We start from the raw sequence: 20,167 nt of genomic DNA on the forward strand, positions 1-20,167 counted from the left end.
GTGGACTGGCTGGACGCGCTGCAGCACCTGCGCTCGACCGGCGCCCCCGGGGTGCTCGCCACGGTGACCGAGGTCCGCGGGCACGCCCCCCGGGAGGCCGGGGCGAAGATGGTGGTCGGCGCGGACGGGACCTGGGACAGCATCGGCGGCGGCAACCTCGAGGCGACGGTCGTGGCGCGCGCCCGCGCCCTGCTCGCGGCCGGTGCCGCCGAGCCCGAGTCCATGACCTTCTCGCTCAGCGAGCACGCCGCCGTCGAGCACGGGCGGCAGTGCTGCGGGGGCGTCGTCGGGGTCCTCCTCGAACCCCTGCGGCCGCGCCCCGTGGTCGCGGTGTTCGGCGTGGGCCACGTGGGCCACGAGCTGGCCCGGATCCTCTCGCGGCTGCCCCTGGAGCTGCACCTGGTGGACAGCCGGGCGGGCCGGCTCGACCCGCCGGTCCTCGCCGATGTCACCGGTGGGCCGGCGCGGGTCCACCTGCACCACAGTCCCGTCCCGGAGGCCGTGCTCGGCGGGCTCCCGCCCGGGGCGCGCGTGCTGATCATGAGCCACGACCACGCCGAGGACTTCGTGCTGTGCGACGCCGCGCTGCGCCGGGAGGACCTCGGCGGCGTGGGGCTGATCGGCTCCCGGGCCAAGTGGGCCCGCTTCCGGCAGCGGCTCCTGGCCGAGGGGCACGCGGAAGCCGTCGTCGACCGGATCCGGTGCCCCATCGGGCTCCCGGACCTGCCCGGCAAGGCCCCCGCCGTGATCGCCGTCGGCGTCGCCGCGGAGCTCCTGCGGGACCTCGCGGTGCCGGAGCGCACCCGGCAGGGGCCCCAGGACCTGTCGGCCGGTGTCTGCTGAGGCCGTGCCGGGCTCTGCCGGCCCTGGCCACCCGCCGCCCGGGACCGGGCAGGTCCTCGGGCGGCGGGTGGCCAGGCGGTGGCGGGTCAGGCGTCGATGACGACGACGGTGACCAGCGGAGCCCTCCGGTAGGAGCGCTCGAGGTGGCGGGTCACGGTGTCGGCGATGATCGCCTCGAGCTTGTCGAGGTCGGCGACCTTGGCCGTGGCCGGCTTCGCCAGGGCGTCCTTCACCTTGGTGGCGACCCCGTCGAAGATGTGCTCGTCGTGGACGAAGCCCTTCGCGATGAACTCCAGCGGTTCCGCCAGGGCGTTGGTGTCGGCGTCGACGATCGCTACGACCGTGACCACACCGCCCTCCTGCAGCATCCGCCGCTCGACGAGGGTCTCCTCGGTGACCTTGCCGACGGTGTGGCCGTCGACGTAGACCAGCCCCGCCTCGACCTGGCCCGAGATCCGCGCCCGGCCGTCGACGAGGTCGATGGTGGTGCCGTCGCGGGCGATGAGGATGTTCTCAGGGTCCACTCCGGTGCGGGCGGCCAGCTCTGCGTTGGCGTGCAGGTGCTTGGACTCCCCGTGCACGGGCATCACGTGGGTGGGCCGCACGATGTTGTAGCAGTAGACCAGCTCCCCGGCGGAGGCGTGGCCCGAGACGTGGACCTTGGCGTTGCCCTTGTGCACGACCTTGACCCCGAGATCGGTGAGCTTGTTGATGATCCCGTAGATCGCGTTCTCGTTGCCCGGGATCAGCGAGCTGGCCAGGAGGACGGTGTCGCCCTCGTTCAGCTGGATCTGGTGGGTCTGGGTGGCCATCCGCGAGAGCGCGGCCAGGGGCTCGCCCTGGGAACCGGTGCACACCAGTGCCACCTTGGCGTCGGGCATGGACCGGAGCTTCTTGAAGTCCACGACCAGCCCGCGGGGGATCTTCAGGTAGCCCAGGTCGCGGGCGATGCCCATGTTCTTCACCATGGAGCGTCCCACGAAGGCGACCTTGCGCCCGTGGGCGTGGGCGGCGTCGAGGACCTGCTGGATGCGGTGGACGTGGCTGGCGAAGCTGGAGACGATGATCCGCTTCGGCGCGGTGGCGAAGACCTGGTCGATCGCCGGGGTCAGCTCGCGCTCGGAGGTGGTGAACCCGGGGACCTCGGCGTTGGTGGAGTCCGTCAGGAACAGGTCCACCCCTTCCTCGCCCAGGCGCGCGAAGTGGCGCAGATCGGTGATGCGCTCGTCCAGCGGGAACTGGTCCATCTTGAAGTCCCCGGTGTGCAGGACGAGCCCGGCGTCGGTGCGGATGGCCACGGCCAGCCCGTCGGGGATCGAGTGGTTGACCGCGACGAACTCGCACTCGAAGGGTCCGGCCCGGTGGCGGTCCCCGGCCTCGACGTGGACCGTCCTGGGGGTGATCCGGTGCTCGGTGAGCTTGGCCGTGATGAACGCCAGGGTCAGCTCGGAGCCGATCACCGGGATGTCCGGGCGTTCCTTGAGCAGGTACGGGACGCCGCCGATGTGGTCCTCGTGCCCGTGGGTGAGCACGATCCCGACGATGTCGGCCAGCCGGTCCCGGAGGGAGGTGAAGTCGGGCAGGATCACGTCGATGCCCGGCTGGTGCTCCTCGGGGAAGAGCACCCCGCAGTCGACGATCAGCAGTTTTCCGGCGTGCTCGAAGACGGTCATGTTCCGCCCGATCTCCCCCAGGCCTCCCAGCGCGGTGATGCGCAGACCCGACCTGGGCAGGGGCGGCGGGGAGGTGAGTGGGCGTGCAGCAGTGGGCAATGGGTCTCGCTTCCGTCGTCGGTCAAGGGTGGCCGGCCCACCTTCTCGGCGCCGACCGCGGGGCGGGGTGTCCGCCGGGGATCTGATCAAACTCTAACGTCCCCCGAAGGACGGGGGACGGGGGTGCGGGGCATGGAAGGGGGCGGAAACAGGAATCGCCACCCGGGAGACCGGGTGGCGATTCTCTGGACGACGTCGCAGCTCAGCGGCCTGACGTCGGGGATCTCAGGTGAGGATCAGCGCGATCTCACGCAAGAACGGTGATGTTCGCGGCCTGGGGGCCCTTGGGGCCGTCCTGGGTCTCGAACTCCACGCGCTGGTTCTCCTCGAGGGAGCGGAAGCCGCCCGAGTTGATGGCGGAGAAGTGCGCGAACACGTCCTTGGAGCCGTCCTCGGGGGTGATGAAGCCGAAGCCCTTGTCGGCGTTGAACCACTTCACGGTGCCAGTAGTCATGGGTGACCTGCCTTTTCTGGAGAAACGGAGCGTCCCCGGCGATCGGGGTGCTCGGGCGTTGCGATGCCTGCCATAAACGTCTTCTCAGAAAAAGTGCTGCACCCGGGAATCGGGCGAACTGCTCCAAATGCAAAAACGAAACTTCAACAACTGGTACTGACTGTACACGCAACCACGGGATGTCGCAGTGGTGCCGCTCACAGTGCGGTCCTGCCCGCCGGCGGGGAGCGGGCCGGCGGCACGTCGTGCGCAGCGCGGTCACCGTTCCGGCCGCGTCAGAGGGGCGCCTCCTGGAGTGGGAGAATTGTCGGCATGAGTCCAGCCGTCGCGTACCAGGGTGAACCGGGGTCGAACTCCCACATCGCCTGCACAGAGGTCTTCCCGGACTGGAGCGCTGTTCCCTGCGCGAGCTTCGAGGACGCTTTCGCCCAGGTGGTCTCCGGGCGGGCCGAGCGCGCCATGATCCCCATCGACAACTCCATCGCAGGACGGGTGGCGGACATCCACGCGCTGCTGCCCGACACCGAGCTGAAGATCGTCGGTGAGCACTTCCTCCGCATCCGCTTCGACCTGCTGGGCATCCCCGGCACGGCCCTGAGCCAGGTGCGGGAGGTGCACAGCCACATCCACGCCCTGGGCCAGTGCCGTCGACTCATCCGGGACCACGGGCTGGTCCCGGTCATCGCCGGTGACACCGCCGGATCGGCGCGGGAGGTCGCCGAGTGGAACGACCCGACCAAGGCGTCCCTCGCACCGCCCGCGGCCGCGGAGCTCTACGGGCTGGAGGTGCTGGCCACCGAGGTGGAGGACGACCCCACGAACACCACACGGTTCGTGATCCTGGCCGACGAGGACACGTTCCCGGCCCGTGACCAGCTGCCGGAGCAGGTCGTGACCAGTTTCGTGTTCCAGGTGCGGAACGTCCCCGCGGCGCTGTACAAGGCCCTGGGCGGGTTCGCCACCAACGGGGTCAACATGACCAGGCTGGAGAGCTACATGGTCGGCGGGCAGTTCGCCGCGACGAAGTTCATGGTCGATGTGGAGGGTCATCCCGAGGACACGGCGCTGCGCCACGCCTTCGACGAGCTCGCGTTCTTCACCGAGGACGTCAGGATGCTGGGCGTCTACGCCGCCCACCCCTTCAGGGCGCACGTCCCCGCCGGGCACGGCCGGCGCTGATCGCGCCCCCTGCTGAGGGGCTTCCCGAGGCGGCACGGACAGGTTCCGCGGTCCGGGCCCACGGCGCCGGTCGCCCGTGGTGAGCACGGCAGTCCGACGGGCCTCCCGCTTCGACTCGGGCATGCGCACGGCGCGGAGTGTTCCACAACGGAACATTCTGTGATGGTCGTCACACCCTACGGTGGCGAAGGTCAGCGGCCGTTCCGTCAGTAGGACGGCCGAGTCAGCGTGCGGACGGTGCCATGCATCCCGGCTCCGCTCCCCGTAGGAAAGGTCGCCATGAAGGTTCTCGACACCGCTCCACAACGAGTGAGCACGGTGGTCACCCAGCGTGTGAGCACCGCCGTCCAGCGGTACCTGCCCGAACCGTTCGTCATCGCCATCGGCCTGACCGTCGCCGTCTTCGCCATGGCCATGCTGATCGAGGGCACCGGCCCGATCGAGACCGTCCGTCTGTGGGGCGACGGCCTCTGGGCGCTGCTGTCCTTCTCCATGCAGGTGACGGTGCTCCTGCTCACCGGTTACATGCTGGCGAACACCCCGATCGTGCAGCGACTGCTGGACGGCATGGCCGGCAGGGTCACCGACCCGCGCGTGGCGGTGGCGCTGGCGTCCCTCATCGGTCTCCTCGGGGCGTGGTTCAACGCCGGGCTGGGCATGGTGCTCGGCACGATCATCGCCCAGCGCCTGGCCTGCCACGTGAGGGGAATGCACTATCCGCTGGCCGTCGCCGGCGGCTACGCGGGCTTCTGCATCTATGGCATCGGCGTCTCGGGCACCGTCCCGCTGTCCATCGCCACACCGGGGCATCCCCTGGAACCGCTCATGGGCGTCGCCCCGCTCTCGGCGACCGTCTTCCACCCGGTCATGCTGGGCACGTCGCTCCTGGTGGCCGTCGCGCTGCCTCTCTTCGTGGCGCTGCTCCATCCCCGTACGCTCGACGGCGTGATCGAGGCCGATCCGGCGACCCTGCCCGCCCCGGCGGGGGCCGTCACGGACGCCGGTCCGCGCCCCGAGTCGCTCTCGGACAGGCTGAGCCACAGCCGGGTGCCGGGCTGGGTCATGGGCATGATCGGCCTGACCTACTCGGTCGTGTACGTGATGGACGGCGGTGCCATCAACTTCGACAGCATCAATGCCCTCTTCCTCTTCCTCTGCATGCTTCTGTACGGTCGCCCGTTCGCCTTCCTGAAGTCCCTGCGGGAGAGCACCCCCATGATCAGTGCCGTCCTGGTGCAGTACCCCATGTATGCCGGCATCATGGGCGTCCTGGCCGGGTCCGGCCTCATGGCGACTCTCGCCGGTGTCTTCGTGGCCACCTCGAGCGCTGAGACCCTGCCCTTCTTCAGCTTCGTCTCCGGCGGCTTCATCAACATCCTCGCCCCCTCGACCGGTGCCCAGTGGGCCATCCAGGGCCCGGTCATGGTGGAGGCGGCCCAGCGGATGGGCGCGGACATCGCGGCCACGAGCATGGGTGTTGCGATGGGCGACCAGTGGACCAACGCGATCCAGCCGCTCTGGATCCTCCCTGCCCTCGCGATCTCCGGGATCAAACTGCGGGACGCCATGATCTACCTGCTGTACATCACGGTGTTCCTGGGGGTCATCTACGGCGCCGCCATGCTGCTGTGGGGGTTCACGGCCTGATCGGCCGGCAGGAGATGGTGGCGGCCGGCGGGCGGCAGCTTCCGGGACTTCCCCGAGCTCCATCGACAGGCCCCGTAAGAAAACGCGGCCTGTTCCCACGCCTGAGCCGTGCGGATAGGGTGAGCGCGGGCGGTGTCGATGATGGACTGCCCCGCCCGGTTCGGCGGTCAGGTGCCGGTATCGGAGCCTGATCCTGGTCATCCAATTCTCGGGAGGAACCATGACTGATCCGCAGCAGGATCCGAGCCAGCAGGAGGGCCCGGCGGACGGTGGCGCGGCCGGGGTCCCGGGCGTCCACGACGGCGGCGCCGACGGCGGTGCTGACGGGGGAGCCGAAGGTCCCGCGGACGGCGGTGCGGCCGGGGTCTCGGGTGTCCACGACGGCGGTGCTGACGGGGGAGCCGAGGGTCCCGCGGACGGCGGTGCGGCCGGCACCCCGGGCGTCCACGACGGCGGCGCCGACGGCGGTGCTGACGGGGGAGCCGAAGAACGAGGCAGCTGAGTGTGAGCACCACCCGCACCGACTCCCAGGACCCCGGCGCCCCGGAAGGCGCCGGGGTCCTGGAGACACGCCTGATCGACATCGGTCGCGAGGAGTTCGCCCGTGACGTCTGGGGGCGCACGGCGCTGCTCACGCGCGGTACCGGTGACTTCTCCGATCTGTTCTCCGCCGAGGCCGTCGACGAACTGATCTCACGCCGTGGGCTGCGCACACCCTTCCTCCGCGTCGCCAAGGACGGCTCCACGTTTCCCGACTCGTCGTTCACCTCCCCGGCCGGGGTCGGCGCCACCATCTCCGACCAGCTCGACGACACCGCGCTGTGGCGCCGGTTCGCCGACGGCGCCACCCTCGTCCTGCAGGCTCTGCACCGCACGTGGGCGCCGGTCTCGGACTTCAGCACCAGGCTGAGCACCGAGCTCGGGCATCCGGTGCAGGCCAATGCCTACATCACCCCGCCCCAGAACCGCGGGTTCGACGACCACTACGACGTCCACGACGTCTTCGTGCTGCAGATAGCAGGGACCAAGCGCTGGATCATCCACGAGCCCGTCCATCCGGACCCGCTGCGTGATCAGCCCTGGACCGATCGCAGCTCCGCCGTCGCCGAGGCCGCGAAGGGCAAGGCCTGTCTCGACACCGTGCTCGAACCCGGCGATGCCCTATACCTGCCGCGTGGCTGGTTGCACGCCGCCCAGGCGCAGGGCGAGGTCTCCATCCACCTCACGCTCGGGGTCCACAGCTGGACCCGCTACGCCCTGGCCGAGCAGCTCGCCCAGGCCGCGCTCGCACTGCTGGGCGACGATCCCGAGATGCGCAGGACGCTGCCCCTGGGCGTCGACGGGCCGAGCGGGGAGATCGACACCGTCCGTGAGCGCCTGGCCGCCGCCGTCGCCGAGGCTGATTCCACCTCCCTGTTCCACCGCACCCGGCGAGCACAGGGGCGCCCGGCGCCGCTGGGACCGCTGGCCCAGATCGCGGCCGTCGAGGGCCTGGGCCCCGGGTCCGGGGTGCGGCTCCGCGGGGCACTGGAAGCACGGCTGGAGGACTCGCGCCTGACCACGCGCGTGGGCTGGCTCGACTTCCCGGAGACCGATCTGCCCTCCGTCACGCGCCTGCTCGACGGTGCGGTTTACACCGCGGACGACCTCGGCGTCGAACTCGTCGGACGACTGCTGCGCGCAGGGGTCCTCGTTCCCGTGGAACAGTGACGTCTCCGCAGTGACTGCCAGGGAGCGCTTCTTCTGCGCCGAGGACGCCCGGATGCGCGGCGACCCCATGGCAGGTACAGCGCCGCGCGGCTTCGCGTGGGTGCTCATCGAGTACCGGGGCGGGTGGCCGGTCAACGGGTTCGACGGCCTCGATCTCGAGGCCGAGACCAAAGCACTCGTGTTCTCCGCCGCGCAGGCGGTGCGGGCGCGAGTGCTCCTGGTCAGGCGGCACGGCCGCCGCAGTCGTGAGGGCCCCGGTCGTTGGGCCGTCCTGCGCCACGAGGACTCAGGCGCCTGCCGTCAGCACTGGGGGACGTGGAGCCGCGACGAGGATCTGGCGGGGATTGCCGCAGCCCTCAGCGTCCCCGGGGAGCTCGGCCATCCGCCCGTCATCCTGGTCTGCACCCACGGTCAGCACGACCCCTGCTGCGCCGTGCGCGGACGGCCCGTGGGACGTGCACTGAGCGAGCGCTGGCCGGAGCTGGTCTGGGAGTGCGCGCACGTGGGCGGTGACAGGTTCGCCGCCAACGTCGTCGTCGCCCCCGACGGCGTCTACTACGGAAGACTCGACGCCGAGTCCTCCGTCGCCACGATCGAGGAGCACCTCGCCGGCCGCGTCCACGCAGAGCATCTGCGCGGATACACGGATCTCACCCCGCCGCAGCAGGCCGCTGTCTCGGCCGCGCTCAGGCGTTTCGGCCCGGCCGGCCGGACCGACTACACGGTCGCCGAGACCTCCCGCCACGGCGACCACTGGCGGATCCGCCTCACCGGCCGCCCGCCCCACCCGCGCCGCGTCGACGTCGAGCTGCAGGCCCACCGCACCCCGCCGAGCCGGCTGACCTGCCACGGACCGGCGATGAGCTCGACCACCGTCTACGAGCTCACCTCGATCCGCATGGTCTGAGGGACACGGGGTCGCCGCGGCGGAGGGGTTCCGGTGCGCAGGGCGACTCACTAGGGTGAGGACACGTCCGGGTGGAGGCGGTGCTCGCACCCGTTGTGAGGACCGAGGGCACCAGGCCGTTGCGATCGACGACGGCGCCGGGCCGCGCACCGCTGTCGCAGGACCTCGCCGGGGCCGGTGCCGCTCGGGGCCCCGCCCCGCGCTCCGCCCCGCCGGTCCGGAACACCCCGACGTCAGGAGAACCCGATGGCCCCCGCAACCTTCAACGAAGCCTTCCACGAGACCTTCGACCAGATGCTCACCCGCCAGGTGGGCAACGAGTTCGCCGCCTCCCACCAGTACATCGCGGTGGCGGTGTGGTTCGACAGCCAGGACCTTCCGCAGCTGGCCAAGCACTTCTACCGGCAGGCGCTGGAGGAGCGCAACCACGCCATGATGATCGTCCGGTACATCCTGGACCGGGACCTCCCCCTCACGATCCCCGCCGTCGGGGAGGTGCGCAACGACTTCGCCGACGTGCACGAGCCCCTGGCCCTGGCGCTGTCCCAGGAGCAGGAGGTCACCGAGCAGATCAAGGCGCTGTTCGCGGCCGCGCGGGCGGAGAACGACGCCCTGGGCGAGCAGTTCATGCTCTGGTTCCTCAAGGAGCAGGTGGAGGAGGTCGCCTCGATGACCACGCTGGTGAACATCGCGCGCCGGGCGGACAACCTCTTCGACCTCGAGAACTTCGTGGCCCGTGAGCACGTCGGCGACGGCGGGCACGGCAGGGGCCATGGCTCCGGCGCCCCGGAGGCCGCAGGCGGGGCCGTCTGACCCGTCCCCGGCGCCGCCCGGGGCGCTCCGCGCCCCGGGCGGGGTCTCAGGCGGCGGGCTCCAGGCGGACGTCCTCGAAGGTGACGGTCACCGGCTCCAACAGGGTCAGCTCCTCGGCGCTCTCCCCGTGGCGGGGGAACTCGGGGGCCTGCAGGGTGGCCCGCAGGGTGTAGTCGCCTTCGGCGGGGATGCTGAAGTTGTGGGCGTAGTGGAAGAACTCCGCCTGGAAGAACATCAGCTCCTTCTCGTCCACGACCTCTCCGGTGTCGTCGAGGACCTCCAGGCGGATCGGCACGTCGGGCACGATGCGGCCGGTGGCCGCTTCGATCGGGATGATCTCCAGGTGGTGCGTCTCCCCCTCGGCCGGTTCGCGCCGGGTCGGGTCCCCGCCGGTGGTCTCGAACCAGGGCTCGGCCGGCTCGACGATGTAGGCGACCTCCCAGTCCCCCGAGGAGGTGCGCCCGCCCTCGGCCTCGACCTCCTCGGTCAGGGTGGCGTACTGGGCGGCCACCCCCTCGGGAACCTCACCGGCCGAGGTGGCGTCGGTGGCTTCAGGGGTGGCGGCTGTGGTCTCGGACGTGGTCTCGGACGTGGGGGCCTGGTCGGCGCCGCAGCCGGCCAGGAGCAGTGAGGTGAGGATCGCGGTGAGGGCGACCGGTCGGTACTGGGACATGATCATCGTTTCCTTTGCGGGCGGAGGTGCAGAACAGGACGTGCTGTAGAGCCGATGGAGAAGTGCTGCCGGCTCGAGGCCCCGTCGCATGCCGGGTCTTCGAGCGTCGGTCACCACTCGTATCCAGGGGCGGTGGGTGTGCTCTGGTGGAAGTCCCGGTAGGCATCGGCTTCGGCCCGGGGTGCCGGGCACAGGGCGGTGGCCCAGCCGAAGGGCACCGGGCAGGCGGCCGGCCACAGGCTGGGGTGGCCGTGGGTGTCGATCACCACACGCACCTCGGCGTACGGGTCGTCGAAAGGATCCATGGTGCTCCTCGATAGGACAGCGGGCTGGTCTTCGGGACAGGGCAGCTCGGTCAGGCGGCCTCGGGCAGCCACGGGGTGCCGGCGGACACGGGGCACGGTGTCTGGGTTTCTGCACCGGCCAGGGCGGCACGCAGTGTGGCGAATCCGGCTGTCGTCCGGGCGTGGGCGCCCTCGACGGTGGAGCCGAGGGTCAGGTGGGCGGCGGCGTAGAGCCGCGCCCGTGCCTGGGTGATCAGCGCGCAGCGTACGACGGGGACCCACTGGCCGTGCCCGGCCGCGGCCGTCCAGCCGACCAGCCCGGCGTAGGGTCCGCGCCGGCACGGCTCGAGTTCCCGGATCAGGGACAGGGCCGCGTCCGTGGGAGTCCCGCCGGCCGCGGGACCCCGGTGGAGGGCCAGGGCGGTGTGCAGGGCGCTGGTGTCCCGGCGCAGACGGCCGGTGAGGCGGGTGGCCAGGTGCCAGGTGGCGTCGGTGGCGACCACGGACGGCCGGGCGGGCACGGCCAGGCACCCGGTGCGGCCCTGCAGGGCCCGCTGGGCGTGGTCGAGGGCGTGGCGGTGGAAGCCACGGGCGGCCGGGTCGTGCAACAGGGCCTGCTGGGCGGCGGCGTCCCCGGCGACGCTCGGCCTGCGCGGGACGGCCACGGCCTCCCGGTGCCCGGGATCCTGGGGGAGCGGGCCGGCCACGAGTTCGGGGGCCGAGGCCACCGGGCCCGCCGGGCGGGGCCGCGGAACCCGTACCGGCCGCTCGGTGATGAACAGGTCGGCCGGCTCGTCGGGGTCGAAGGGGATCATCCCGCACACCATCGGCCGATCGCGCCGCCCGCGGCGCGTTCGCTGCCCGGCTGCCTCGCGGGTGATCTTCCCGAGCCGGGCCAGGATTTCGTCGGCGGTGCCGTCCGTGACAGGAACAGCGGGCAGCGACATGTCTCGATGGGCCAGCAGGACCGCACCCCGGGCCGCGAAGGCGAAACCGTACTCGCTCGGGTGCGCGGCAGCCACCGAGTGGTGGCCGATGGGATCGGTCATCGTCGAGGATCCTTCCTGTCCGGTGCGGCTGAACGACAGCGAGAGCGCGCCGGGTGGCGAGAGCCGGCGCACCCTCGCTGTCGCTCAGCTGCGAGCCGAACGGACAGCGTCAGGGCAACGGGGTCAGGGCAGCTGTGGGTCCACGCCGTACTGCTCGGCCAGCTGGGTGATCACCTCATGGGCCCCCTGGATGCTCACGGAGGCCACGAACGTCTCGTCGTCCACCGGCAGGACCTCTCCTTCGAAGCGGTCCCACAGCGGGTTGGAGGTGAAGCGCTGCTCCTGCTCCCGGGAGGCGTCCCCTTCGGCACCGTCGGGGGCCCAGGTGCTGACCATGACCAGACCTGCGTCGGCGTCGAGGATCTGTTCCTGGGACAGGGGCACGAAGATGCTCTCGGTGGTGTCGGGTGCACCCTCGGGGCGGGGGATGCCCATGTCGGCCATGATCTCCCCGATGAAGGAGTCCGAGGAGTACAGCCGGGCGGTGTCCTCCCCTGCGAAGCGCAGCAGCGAGTAGGTGGCGTCGGGTTCCACGGCCAGGATCGCCTCGCCCACCGCCTTGGCGCGGGACTCGTAGTCGGCGACCTCCTGCTCGGCCTGCTCCTTCTTGCCGAGGGCCTCCCCGAGGAGGACGACGTTCTCCTTCCAGGTCGGCCCGGTGGACTCGGAGAAGATCGTCGGGGCGATCTTGGCCAGCTGCGGGTAGAGGGCCTCCTGGCGGACCTTGGCCGAGACGATCACATCCGGGTCCAGCTGGGCGATCTGCTCCAGGTTCGGCTCGGCGATCGTGCCCACGTCGACCGCTTCGGCCGACTCCTCCGAGACGTCCCCGAGGTAGTCGGCGAACGGGTCCTCCGGGTCCTGGCGGTATTCGGCGTAGCCGACCAGTTCGGCGTCGAGCAGCAGGGCCGCGTCGACGTAGCTGGGATCCAGGGCCACCACGCGCTGGGGCTGGGACTCGAGGGTCGTCTCGCCCATCGCATGGGTCATCGTCAGCGGGTACCCGGCGGACTCACCGGAGGCGGCCGACGCGGAAGCGGGGGCGGAGGTGGACTCGGCGCCGGATCCGGCGGTGCCGCCGCAGGCGGTGAGGGCGAGAAGGGACAGGCCGAGGGCGGCCGCTGAGAGCGTCGTGGTGCGCGTCATGGGCGAGGAGCTTTCGGTCGGGCTGAGCGTGAGAGAGGTGGTGAGGTGAGGCTTACCTCACGTCACTGTGGCAGACTGTAGCAGTCGAATCCGCATTAGCTAAGACATCCGTGACTTAATCCCGGCCGACCCGATGGAGGTGGCATGGCCCACTCCCTGGCAATCCCGCCTGCCCGGAGCTCGACCCGACACCATGAACGAGCACGATGGCTGCTCCTGAGCCTCGTGGTCTCCCTGGGAGCGGTGGCCCTGAGCGTGTGCGTGGGCGGGCGGCCCTCCACCCTGGCCGAGGCGTGGCATGCGCTTGCCACACCCACCGGCACGGTGATGGACGTGACCATCCGGGAACTGCGGTGGCCGCGCACCGTCACCGCGGTGGTCGCCGGCGTCTGCCTGGGAGTGGCCGGGGTGCTGGTCCAGGGCCACACCCGCAACCCGATCGCCGATCCGGGTCTGCTGGGGATCAACCAGGGAGCAGGCCTGGCGATCGTGGCCGCCACCGCCCTGGCCGGGGCCGTGGCACCGCTGACCCAGGCACTGCTGGCCTTCGCCGGGGCGCTGGTGGCGGTGGTGGTGGTCTTTCTCATCGGCTCCGCCTCTCGGCACGGGGCCACCCCGATCACCCTGGTCCTGGCGGGGGCCGCCGTCAGCGCCCTGTGCACAGGACTGGTCTCGGGCATCGTGCTGCTCGACGACCAGGCCCTGGACACCCTGCGCTTCTGGCAGGTGGGCTCGGTGGCCGTCCGCAACGGCTCCCTAGAGATCCTCGGGCCCTTCCTGGCCGTGGGGCTGATGCTGGCGGTGCTCAACGTCGGGGCTCTGAACGCCTTGTCCCTGGGGGAGGACACCGCCCGCTCGCTCGGCGTGTCCGTGGTGGGCGCCCGGGCCACGGGGATCGCGGCGATCACCCTGCTGGCCGGGGCCGCGGTGACCCTGGCGGGGCCCATCGCCTTCGCCGGTCTGCTCGTGCCCCACATCGCCCGGGCCATGGTCGGCGCCGACTACCGGTGGCTGATCCCCGCCGTCGCCCTGACCGGGGCGGCCCTGCTGCTGCTGGCCGACACCGCCGGACGCGTCGTCGCCCGCCCCGGGGAGCTGTCGGTCGGGGTGGTCCTGGCCGCGGCCGGAGCTCCCTTCTTCGTCCACCTGGCTCGCCGGAAAAAGCTGGTCACCGTATGAATCCGCTGTCCGCCACCCCGGTGGCCGAGACCGGCAGGGACGCCGTCCGAGCCGCCCCGTCTCCGGCAGTCCGCCCGTTCCGGTCGGTGCGGGCCCTGCGCGCGGGACCCGTCTCGATCCGGGTCCACCCACGGACCGTGGCGGTCGGGGGCCTGCTGATCGTGGGAGTGACCGCGGCCGCGGCCGCGCACCTGGCCTTCGGCGGCACCCCCATCCCGTACATCCAGGTGCTGACGGCCCTGACCGGGGGCGCCACGGAGGCCTCCGTGCACCTGGCGGTCACCGAGTTCCGTGCCCCGCGCATGGTGGCCGCGATCCTGGTCGGTGCCTGCCTCGCCGCAGCCGGGGCCATCACCCAGACCGTGGCCCGCAACCCCCTGGCCAGCCCCGACATCCTCGGGGTGACCTCCGGGGCCTCGGCCGGGGCAGTGGCTGTGCTGGTCCTCGCCGAGGGCGGAGCCGCCGGTCTCAGCGGGCCGGCCGCGACCGTGGGGATGCCGACGGCGGCCTTCACCGCGGGAATGGCGGCCGGGGTGGCCGCCTACCTGCTGGCCTACCGCAACGGCATCGACAGCTACCGGCTGATCCTGGTCGGGCTGGGCATCTCCGGGCTCACCGCCGCGCTCACCACGTGGATGCTCACCCTGGGGGACGTCACCAGTGCCGCCCAGGCGCTGACCTGGATGATGGGCTCGCTCAACGGCAAGGACTGGGCCCTGGTGACGCCCATGGCCGCCGTCGCCGGCGTGCTCCTGGGTGCGGCCGTGCTGTGCGGGCGGTGGCTGCTGCCGGCGGCTCTGGACGAGGACACCGCCATCGGGCTGGGGCTGCGCCTGGGCCTGGTCCGGGTCGTGGCGCTGACCCTGGCGGTGCTGCTGGCCGCGGTCGCCACCGTCGTGGGCGGGCCGCTGGTGTTCGTGGCTCTGGCCTCCCCGCAGATCGCCCGCCTGCTGACCCGGGCCCCCGTGCCCCCGGTGACGGTCTCGGCCCTGACGGGCGCGGTGTTCGTGCTGGTGGCCGACACCGCTGCGGCGAACCTGCTGGCCGTGCCACTGCCGGTGGGAGTGGCCACCGCGGTGCTGGGGGCCCCGTACCTGATCCACCTCGTGATGCGGTCCCAGCGGAGGCCCCTGTGAGCTCACCACCCCTCGTCGCCGGCAACCGGCTCCAGGCCCGGGGGCTGTCCCTGGGCTACGACGGCCGCACCGTCGTGGAGAACCTGTCCCTGGACGTCCCGGACGGTCGCATCACCTCGATCATCGGTCCCAACGGGTGCGGCAAGTCCACGCTGCTGCGCGGCCTGGGGCGTCTCCTGCGGCCGATGGCCGGGACTGTCACCCTCGACGGGGTTCCACTGGCCCGGCTCTCCACCCGGCGGACCGCCCAGCTCCTCAGCGTCCTGCCCCAGGCCCACACCGCCCCCGAAGGTCTCACCGTGGCCGACCTCGTCTCCCGCGGCCGGCACCCGAGGCAGCGCTGGTACCAGCAGTTCTCCGGCGCCGACGAGCACGCCGTCCACCGCGCCCTGGAGGCCACCGGCATCGCGGAGTTCGCCGACACCCCGGTCGACGAGCTCTCCGGCGGTCAGGCCCAGCGGGTGTGGATCTCCATGACCCTCGTCCAGGATACCGACATCCTGCTCCTGGACGAACCCACCACTTACCTGGACCTGGCCCATCAGGTGGAGATCCTCGAACTCGTCCACCGCCTCAACCGCGACCTGGGCCGCACCGTGGTCATGGTCCTGCACGACATCTCCTTGGCCGCCCGGTTCTCCGACCACATAGTGGCCATGCGCGAGGGGCGCATCCTCGCCCAGGGGCCTCCCGGGGAGGTCGTCACAGAGCGTCTCCTCGAGAAGGCGTTCGGCCTGCGGGCGCGGATCGTGCCCGAACCGGTCACCGGCCGTCCCCACGTGATCCCTCTGGCCCGAGCCGCCGCGCCGCGCTGACCCACCGGTGACGACGACGTCGTGGAGTACAGCCCGTGCCCGAGCCCCAGCTCTTCCGGCAGGCCTGCCGGGCCGGCGCATGCGGAAAGGTGAACACATGAACCCGGACCCGCCGAGGCCGCTGCCGGGCCGGTGCTGGTCCTGGACCGGCCCGGCAGCGGTACGGGGCCGGGCCGGTCGTGGGGGACGCACCGGTATCGGATTAGGACACGGAAAAATGCGCTATGCATTGCCGCAGGTCAGGAGCATCCTGGAACGACGAAGGGGTCGGCGCCGACCGTCCGGCCTCGAGGAGCTTCCAGGAGGATCCGTCATGGCCACCACCGAGTTCGTTCCCGTCTCCGACTGCTCCGTGGGGCAGTGCTCGTTCAACCACGACCACGAGTGCAGCGCCCACGCCATCACCGTCGCCGGCTCCTCGGGTCACGCCCACTGCGGGACGTTCATCTCGCTGGGCGCCGACGGCGGGCTGCCGACGGTCCACGCCGAGGTGGGGGCGTGCCAGCGCGGGGAGTGCGTGCACAACTCGCACCTGATGTGCACCGCCCACGACGTGAAGATCGGGGCCGGGGCGGACGAGGCCGACTGCCTCACCTACCAGGCGGCCTGACGGCACGGCCGACCTCGAGAAGAGGCGGCCCTGGTCCTTGCCCACGTGGGCATCGCCGCGCGATCCCTGCCGTGGGTTCCCTCGTTTGCCGCCCTGCCTGTGCCAAGCGGCAGCTGTGCGGTCACTGCCCCTGCCGTGCCGGTGTCGCCACTGCGGTGTCCGACGGTACGGCCTGCCCGGTTCCCGTTCCGGGCGAGGTCCTGCCGACAGTGTCCGGGGTGCTTCGTGCTGCGAGCCTGGCGTAGGGGCCGCCGGCGGCGCGCAGCTGCTGCGGTGTGCCGCGCTCGCTGATGCGGCCGTTCTCGAGCACCGCGACCTGGTCGGCGTTCTCGACGGTGGAGAGCCGGTGGGCGATGGTCAGGGTGGTCCGGCCGGCGGCCAGCCGGTCGAGGGCTTCCTGGACCTGCGCCTCGGTGGTGTTGTCCAGCGCACTGGTGGCTTCGTCGAGGACCAGCACGGGCGGGTTGCGCAGGATGGTGCGGGCGATGGCCAGACGCTGCTGCTCCCCGCCGGAGAAGCGGTGGCCGCGGGCGCCGACCAGCGTCTCCAGCCCGTCCGGCAGCCCGGCGACGGTGTCGGCGATGCGCGCGGCGGCCAGCGCGTGCCACAGCTGGGCGTCGGAGGCGTCAGGGTCCGCCAGCAGCAGGTTCTCGCGCACCGAGGCGTGGACGAGGTAGGTCTCCTGGGAGACGACGCCGACGATCCGCGCGAGATCGGCCGGATCGATCTCCCGCACGTCGACGCCGTCGATGGTCACCCGTCCGGCTGTGGCGTCGTTGAGCCGCGGGAGCAGGGAGCCGAGGGTGCTCTTCCCGGAGCCGGTGGGTCCGACCACGGCGGTGCTGGTCCCCGCCGGAAGGACCAGGTCGATGCCGCGCAGCACGTCGGGTCCGGCGTCGTAGGCGAAGCGCACGCCCTCGAAGCGGACCTCCCCGGCCACGGCGGCCGGGTCGAGCCGGACGGGCGAGGCGGCCGGCGTGATCTGCGGTTCGAGGTCGAGGTACTCGAAGATCCGGCTGAAGAAGGCCAGCGCGGACACCCACTGCACGCCGATGTTCAGCAGCCCCATGACGGGACGGAAGATCGCGCTCTGCAGGGCGGTGAAGGCCACCAGGGTGCCGATGGTCATCCCGCCGGTGGTGGCCGGGAAGCCGGCGGCGAGATAGATGACCGCGGGGATCGCGGCGAAGACGATCTGCATGGTGGCCATCCGCCAGCGGCCGGCCAGCTGGCTGCGCAGCTCCAGGCCCACGAGCCTGTCGGAGTGGGCGGTGAAACGGGCGGCGTCGCGTGCGGTGGTTCCCAGGGTCTTGGCCAGCCTCACCCCGGAGACGGAGAGCCCTTCCTCGACCTGCGTGTGGAGCAGGGCGAGTTCCCGCTGGCGCTGGTCGGTGACCTCGCGCCGGATCAGAGCCACCCGCCGGGAGAGCCAGATGGCCGGGGGCAGCACCAGCAGGGAGATCAGGCTCATCGCCGGGGACAGCGCCACCATGGCCACTGCCGTGGCCACCGCGGTGGTGAGGTTGGAGGCGACGCCGGTGGCGGTGCTGGTGACCACCGACTGCATGCCGGCGATGTCGTGCGTGAGCCGCGACTGCACCTCCCCACCCCGGGTCCGGGTGAAGAACCCCAGCGACTGGGCCTGCAGATGGGTGAAGAGCCTCACGCGCAGCGCGTGCATGACCTGCTGGCCCATGGCGGTGGCCATCCAGGTCTGGACCACGCCGATCACGGCCGTCAGCGCGGCGACCCCGACCATCACCGCGGTCAGCAGCAGGAGCAGGCCGGTGTCCCTGCGCGGCAGTGCGTCGTCGATGACACCGCGGACCAGGAACGGCTGGGCGAGGTTGATCACCGAGGACGCGGTGATGAGCAGGACGACCACCGCGATCGTGCCCCGGTGCGGAGCGAACAGCGCCGCGATCCGGCGCAGGCTCACAGGATGGCGGACCAGCTGCTTCCGATCGGCGGGGTCCAGGCGTCCGGGGCGGCCGCCACCACCCCCGCCGCTGAACGGGACCGCGCCGGGCGCGCCGCTTCCCCAGCCGTCACCCGGCCCGCCTCCGCCGTGGTGCCCCGGGGTGCGGACGCGTCCGGTGTCGTGGGTCGTGGTCATGGGTCCTCCTCGCACGGTATTGAGGAGGGTACCTCTCTATGAGGTAACGGGCAAGATGGTTAGGATGTGGCCATGCTGCACGACGACCAGGACCCTGCCCGCCTCGGGGACCTGCTGCACGCCGTCTTCCGCCGGCTCCGCCGTGGATGGGCCGAGCAGCTGGCACCCTTCGGGCTGACCCCGCACCAGTTCCGGGCCCTCAACGCCCTCGCCGGACACCTCGGGGCGCAGGGACACCGGCACGAGGCGACCACGGCCTGCCGCCACGGCGGTGTGGCCGGCAGCCTGCGCGTGAAGGATCTCGCCGAGGTCCTGCGCATCGCGCCTCGGTCGGCCACCGAGGTGGTGGACCTGCTGCAGGAAAAGGGGCTCGTGGAACGAGTGCCGGACCCCTCGGACCGGCGCGCCACGCTGGTGTCTCTGACCCGCCGGGGGGCCGCACTGCGGGAGAAGGTCCGGGAGGACCGGCGCCGGGAGGCCGAGGAGTACTTCTCGCGGCTGGGGCCGGAGGACCGCGTCGAGCTGGAGCGCCTCCTCCGGGTGCTCCTGGCGGACGGTCAGGAGCGGTAGAACTTCCTCAGGTGGGCATCCTGCCCGGCCGCTCCTGAGGTTTCCTTCGTCCTCGGGCGATCCCTGTGGCCGGGGGCCGGGCGGTCGACTGGCGCGGGATGAGGGTGGGGGTGACCACCCGGCGCGGCTCGCCGAGGGCGCCGGTGCGCTGCTGGGTGAGCAGCTCCACGGCGTTGGCGGCGATCTGGTCGAAGGGCACCCGCACGGTGGTCAGGGCCACGGGCAGGCGGGCCGAGACGGGGATGTCGTTGTAGCCGACCACCGAGAGGTCCTCCGGCACCGACAGCCCGGCCGCCTGGGCGGCGGCCAGCACCCCGATGGCGGTGTTGTCGTTGACGGCGAAGATCGCGGTGGGCCGGTCCGGGTCGGCCAGGATCGCGCGGGCGACGGTCTCCCCGGAGTCCATGCCGAAGGTCGACTCGTGGACGAGGTGGTCGACCTCGTGGATGCCGGCCTCGGTCATGGCGCGGCGGTAGCCGGCCTGCCGGGCCACGGCGGTGGAGGCGTAGGAGGGTCCGGCGACCAGGGCGATGTTCCGGTGGCCCAGGTCCAGCAGGTGACGGGTGGCCAGGTAGCCGCCGAGCTCGTCGTCGCCGGTGGCCGAGGGGCTGATGTGGTCGGTGCGCAGGGCCAGTACGTGCGGTACCCCCTGTGCCCGCAGCTGGGCGGCGACGGGATCCTCCAGGCGGGCGGTGGTGAGGATCAGCCCGTCCACGCGCTGGCGCAGCAGGGTCTCCACGGTGGCCTTCTCGGCCTCGGGGCGGTCCTCGGTGGTGGCCACCATGGCGAAGCCGGCCTGGCGGGCGCACGCCCGGGCGACCTCTTCGAAGAAGACGGCCATCACGGTGTCCGACAGCCGCGGCACCAGGACCCCGACGGTGCCGGTGTGCTGGCGGCGCAGCCCGGAGGCGTAGGCATCGGGCCGGTACCCGAGCTCGGCAGCGGCTGCGCGCACTCGCTCGGCGGAAGGTGACGTCGAGGGCGGATGACGGTCGTCGAGCACCCTCGAGACCGTGGAGGTGCTCACCCCCGCCAGTCGGGCGACGTCGCGGATGGTCACGGTGCGCGGACCCGCCTGCTCAGTCATGCCCGTCCTGATCCATGGCTCGGACGATACCAAAGCCCCTGGCGGGACGGTGCCCGGTGGGGCCGCGGCCGAGGGCTCTCGAGGAGCTGGGTCACAAAAAGTTCCGGCGGAGGTGTTGACAGGTGTCATGGGTCACATCATAGTTGAAAACGTTCCCGCAAACGTTCCCAACCCAGG

20 protein-coding genes are annotated in these 20,167 nt (G+C 71.7%); 12 read left to right on the forward strand and 8 right to left on the reverse strand.

Going from position 1 to position 20,167, the window contains the following annotated elements; translation table 11 throughout:
• Window positions 1-843: a xanthine dehydrogenase accessory protein XdhC gene (gene xdhC, locus IEW07_RS04970; RefSeq protein WP_188534847.1), complete on the forward strand. Its 843-nt coding sequence runs from the start codon at window positions 1-3 to the stop codon at window positions 841-843.
• An 86-nt stretch (window positions 844-929) separates the two neighbouring features.
• On the opposite strand, the gene IEW07_RS04975 is transcribed toward xdhC, so the two are convergent.
• Both IEW07_RS04975 and cspE read right to left on the reverse strand, forming a co-directional pair.
• Window positions 930-2,516 carry a ribonuclease J gene (locus IEW07_RS04975; RefSeq protein WP_229741578.1) on the reverse strand — a complete coding sequence of 529 codons (1,587 nt, stop codon included), beginning with the start codon at window positions 2,514-2,516 and terminating at the stop codon, window positions 930-932.
• A 346-nt stretch (window positions 2,517-2,862) separates the two neighbouring features.
• Entirely contained in the window at window positions 2,863-3,069 is a 207-nt protein-coding gene (cspE, locus tag IEW07_RS04980; protein ID WP_035923571.1) for a transcription antiterminator/RNA stability regulator CspE, read from the reverse strand.
• 312 nt (window positions 3,070-3,381) lie between these two features.
• On the opposite strand from cspE, the gene IEW07_RS04985 reads away from it, so the two are divergent.
• From IEW07_RS04985 to IEW07_RS05010, 6 genes are all read left to right on the forward strand, one after another.
• Complete coding sequence (locus IEW07_RS04985) at window positions 3,382-4,248, forward strand: prephenate dehydratase (RefSeq protein ID WP_188534850.1); 867 nt, start codon at window positions 3,382-3,384, stop codon at window positions 4,246-4,248.
• 279 nt (window positions 4,249-4,527) lie between these two features.
• Entirely contained in the window at window positions 4,528-5,895 is a 1,368-nt protein-coding gene (locus IEW07_RS04990) for a short-chain fatty acid transporter (protein ID WP_188534852.1), read from the forward strand.
• Window positions 5,896-6,115: 220 nt separating this feature from the next.
• On the forward strand, window positions 6,116-6,397 hold the full coding sequence (locus IEW07_RS04995) for a BatC protein (protein ID WP_188534854.1): 282 nt from the start codon (window positions 6,116-6,118) through the stop codon (window positions 6,395-6,397).
• Between the two features lie 2 nt (window positions 6,398-6,399).
• Window positions 6,400-7,605, forward strand: coding sequence for a cupin domain-containing protein (locus IEW07_RS05000; RefSeq protein ID WP_188534856.1), 1,206 nt, complete (start codon window positions 6,400-6,402; stop codon window positions 7,603-7,605).
• A gap of 67 nt (window positions 7,606-7,672) precedes the next feature.
• Window positions 7,673-8,512 carry a ferredoxin family protein gene (locus IEW07_RS05005; protein WP_229741584.1) on the forward strand — a complete coding sequence of 280 codons (840 nt, stop codon included), beginning with the start codon at window positions 7,673-7,675 and terminating at the stop codon, window positions 8,510-8,512.
• Between the two features lie 246 nt (window positions 8,513-8,758).
• A complete protein-coding gene (locus IEW07_RS05010) occupies window positions 8,759-9,325 on the forward strand; it encodes a ferritin (protein WP_229741579.1) in 567 nt (188 codons plus the stop codon).
• 46 nt (window positions 9,326-9,371) lie between these two features.
• Here IEW07_RS05010 and IEW07_RS05015 read toward each other — a convergent pair whose 3' ends face one another.
• The 4 genes from IEW07_RS05015 to IEW07_RS05030 form a co-directional block, all read right to left on the reverse strand.
• A complete protein-coding gene (locus IEW07_RS05015; protein ID WP_188534860.1) occupies window positions 9,372-9,998 on the reverse strand; it encodes an iron transporter in 627 nt (208 codons plus the stop codon).
• A gap of 110 nt (window positions 9,999-10,108) precedes the next feature.
• Complete coding sequence (locus IEW07_RS05020; protein WP_188534862.1) at window positions 10,109-10,303, reverse strand: MbtH family NRPS accessory protein; 195 nt, start codon at window positions 10,301-10,303, stop codon at window positions 10,109-10,111.
• 50 nt (window positions 10,304-10,353) lie between these two features.
• Window positions 10,354-11,331 carry a chorismate-binding protein gene (locus IEW07_RS05025; protein ID WP_188534864.1) on the reverse strand — a complete coding sequence of 326 codons (978 nt, stop codon included), beginning with the start codon at window positions 11,329-11,331 and terminating at the stop codon, window positions 10,354-10,356.
• Window positions 11,332-11,454: 123 nt separating this feature from the next.
• Window positions 11,455-12,477, reverse strand: coding sequence for an ABC transporter substrate-binding protein (locus IEW07_RS05030; RefSeq protein WP_188534866.1), 1,023 nt, complete (start codon window positions 12,475-12,477; stop codon window positions 11,455-11,457).
• Between the two features lie 144 nt (window positions 12,478-12,621).
• On the opposite strand from IEW07_RS05030, the gene IEW07_RS05035 reads away from it, so the two are divergent.
• The 4 genes from IEW07_RS05035 (at window position 12,622) to IEW07_RS05050 (ending at window position 16,217) form a co-directional block, all read left to right on the forward strand.
• The gene (locus IEW07_RS05035) at window positions 12,622-13,656 is read left to right on the forward strand and encodes a FecCD family ABC transporter permease (protein ID WP_188534868.1); all 1,035 of its coding nucleotides are present in this window, start codon (window positions 12,622-12,624) and stop codon (window positions 13,654-13,656) included.
• Complete coding sequence (locus tag IEW07_RS05040) at window positions 13,653-14,792, forward strand: FecCD family ABC transporter permease (RefSeq protein WP_188534870.1); 1,140 nt, start codon at window positions 13,653-13,655, stop codon at window positions 14,790-14,792. Before IEW07_RS05035 ends, IEW07_RS05040 begins: the two co-directional genes overlap by 4 nt.
• Window positions 14,789-15,607 carry an ABC transporter ATP-binding protein gene (locus IEW07_RS05045; protein ID WP_188534872.1) on the forward strand — a complete coding sequence of 273 codons (819 nt, stop codon included), beginning with the start codon at window positions 14,789-14,791 and terminating at the stop codon, window positions 15,605-15,607. Before IEW07_RS05040 ends, IEW07_RS05045 begins: the two co-directional genes overlap by 4 nt.
• 313 nt (window positions 15,608-15,920) lie before the next feature.
• Entirely contained in the window at window positions 15,921-16,217 is a 297-nt protein-coding gene (locus IEW07_RS05050) for a DUF1540 domain-containing protein (protein ID WP_188534873.1), read from the forward strand.
• Between the two features lie 121 nt (window positions 16,218-16,338).
• On the opposite strand, the gene IEW07_RS05055 is transcribed toward IEW07_RS05050, so the two are convergent.
• Complete coding sequence (locus IEW07_RS05055) at window positions 16,339-18,333, reverse strand: ABC transporter ATP-binding protein (RefSeq protein ID WP_188534875.1); 1,995 nt, start codon at window positions 18,331-18,333, stop codon at window positions 16,339-16,341.
• A 72-nt stretch (window positions 18,334-18,405) separates the two neighbouring features.
• Here IEW07_RS05055 and IEW07_RS05060 point away from each other — a divergent pair, with 72 nt between their 5' ends.
• Window positions 18,406-18,903, forward strand: a complete 498-nt coding sequence (locus IEW07_RS05060) for a MarR family winged helix-turn-helix transcriptional regulator (RefSeq protein ID WP_188534877.1) — start codon at window positions 18,406-18,408, stop codon at window positions 18,901-18,903.
• Between the two features lie 7 nt (window positions 18,904-18,910).
• Here IEW07_RS05060 and IEW07_RS05065 read toward each other — a convergent pair whose 3' ends face one another.
• Complete coding sequence (locus IEW07_RS05065) at window positions 18,911-19,990, reverse strand: LacI family DNA-binding transcriptional regulator (RefSeq protein WP_188534879.1); 1,080 nt, start codon at window positions 19,988-19,990, stop codon at window positions 18,911-18,913.
• Window positions 19,991-20,167 lie beyond the last annotated feature (177 nt).

Origin of the sequence: Kocuria dechangensis (genome assembly GCF_014636775.1) — a bacterium.
GTDB classification, from domain to species: Bacteria; Actinomycetota; Actinomycetes; order Actinomycetales; family Micrococcaceae; genus Kocuria; species Kocuria dechangensis.

Excerpts from the sequence above, each read along its gene's own strand:
- IEW07_RS05035 (WP_188534868.1), top strand. The coding sequence starts at position 12,622 with ATGGCCCACTCCCTGGCAATCCCGCCTGCCCGGAGCTCGACCCGACAC.
- IEW07_RS05005 (WP_229741584.1), top strand. The coding sequence starts at position 7,673 with ATGGCAGGTACAGCGCCGCGCGGCTTCGCGTGGGTGCTCATCGAGTAC.
- IEW07_RS04975 (WP_229741578.1), bottom strand. The coding sequence starts at position 2,516 with ATGACCGTCTTCGAGCACGCCGGAAAACTGCTGATCGTCGACTGCGGG.
- IEW07_RS05010 (WP_229741579.1), top strand. The coding sequence starts at position 8,759 with ATGGCCCCCGCAACCTTCAACGAAGCCTTCCACGAGACCTTCGACCAG.
- IEW07_RS05060 (WP_188534877.1), top strand. The coding sequence starts at position 18,406 with ATGCTGCACGACGACCAGGACCCTGCCCGCCTCGGGGACCTGCTGCAC.
- IEW07_RS05050 (WP_188534873.1), top strand. The coding sequence starts at position 15,921 with ATGGCCACCACCGAGTTCGTTCCCGTCTCCGACTGCTCCGTGGGGCAG.
- IEW07_RS05025 (WP_188534864.1), bottom strand. The coding sequence starts at position 11,331 with ATGACCGATCCCATCGGCCACCACTCGGTGGCTGCCGCGCACCCGAGC.
- IEW07_RS05055 (WP_188534875.1), bottom strand. The coding sequence starts at position 18,333 with ATGACCACGACCCACGACACCGGACGCGTCCGCACCCCGGGGCACCAC.
- IEW07_RS05015 (WP_188534860.1), bottom strand. The coding sequence starts at position 9,998 with ATGTCCCAGTACCGACCGGTCGCCCTCACCGCGATCCTCACCTCACTG.
- IEW07_RS05065 (WP_188534879.1), bottom strand. The coding sequence starts at position 19,990 with ATGACTGAGCAGGCGGGTCCGCGCACCGTGACCATCCGCGACGTCGCC.
- IEW07_RS04995 (WP_188534854.1), top strand. The coding sequence starts at position 6,116 with ATGACTGATCCGCAGCAGGATCCGAGCCAGCAGGAGGGCCCGGCGGAC.
- cspE (WP_035923571.1), bottom strand. The coding sequence starts at position 3,069 with ATGACTACTGGCACCGTGAAGTGGTTCAACGCCGACAAGGGCTTCGGC.
- IEW07_RS05030 (WP_188534866.1), bottom strand. The coding sequence starts at position 12,477 with ATGACGCGCACCACGACGCTCTCAGCGGCCGCCCTCGGCCTGTCCCTT.
- IEW07_RS05020 (WP_188534862.1), bottom strand. The coding sequence starts at position 10,303 with ATGGATCCTTTCGACGACCCGTACGCCGAGGTGCGTGTGGTGATCGAC.
- IEW07_RS05040 (WP_188534870.1), top strand. The coding sequence starts at position 13,653 with ATGAATCCGCTGTCCGCCACCCCGGTGGCCGAGACCGGCAGGGACGCC.
- IEW07_RS04990 (WP_188534852.1), top strand. The coding sequence starts at position 4,528 with ATGAAGGTTCTCGACACCGCTCCACAACGAGTGAGCACGGTGGTCACC.
- IEW07_RS04985 (WP_188534850.1), top strand. The coding sequence starts at position 3,382 with ATGAGTCCAGCCGTCGCGTACCAGGGTGAACCGGGGTCGAACTCCCAC.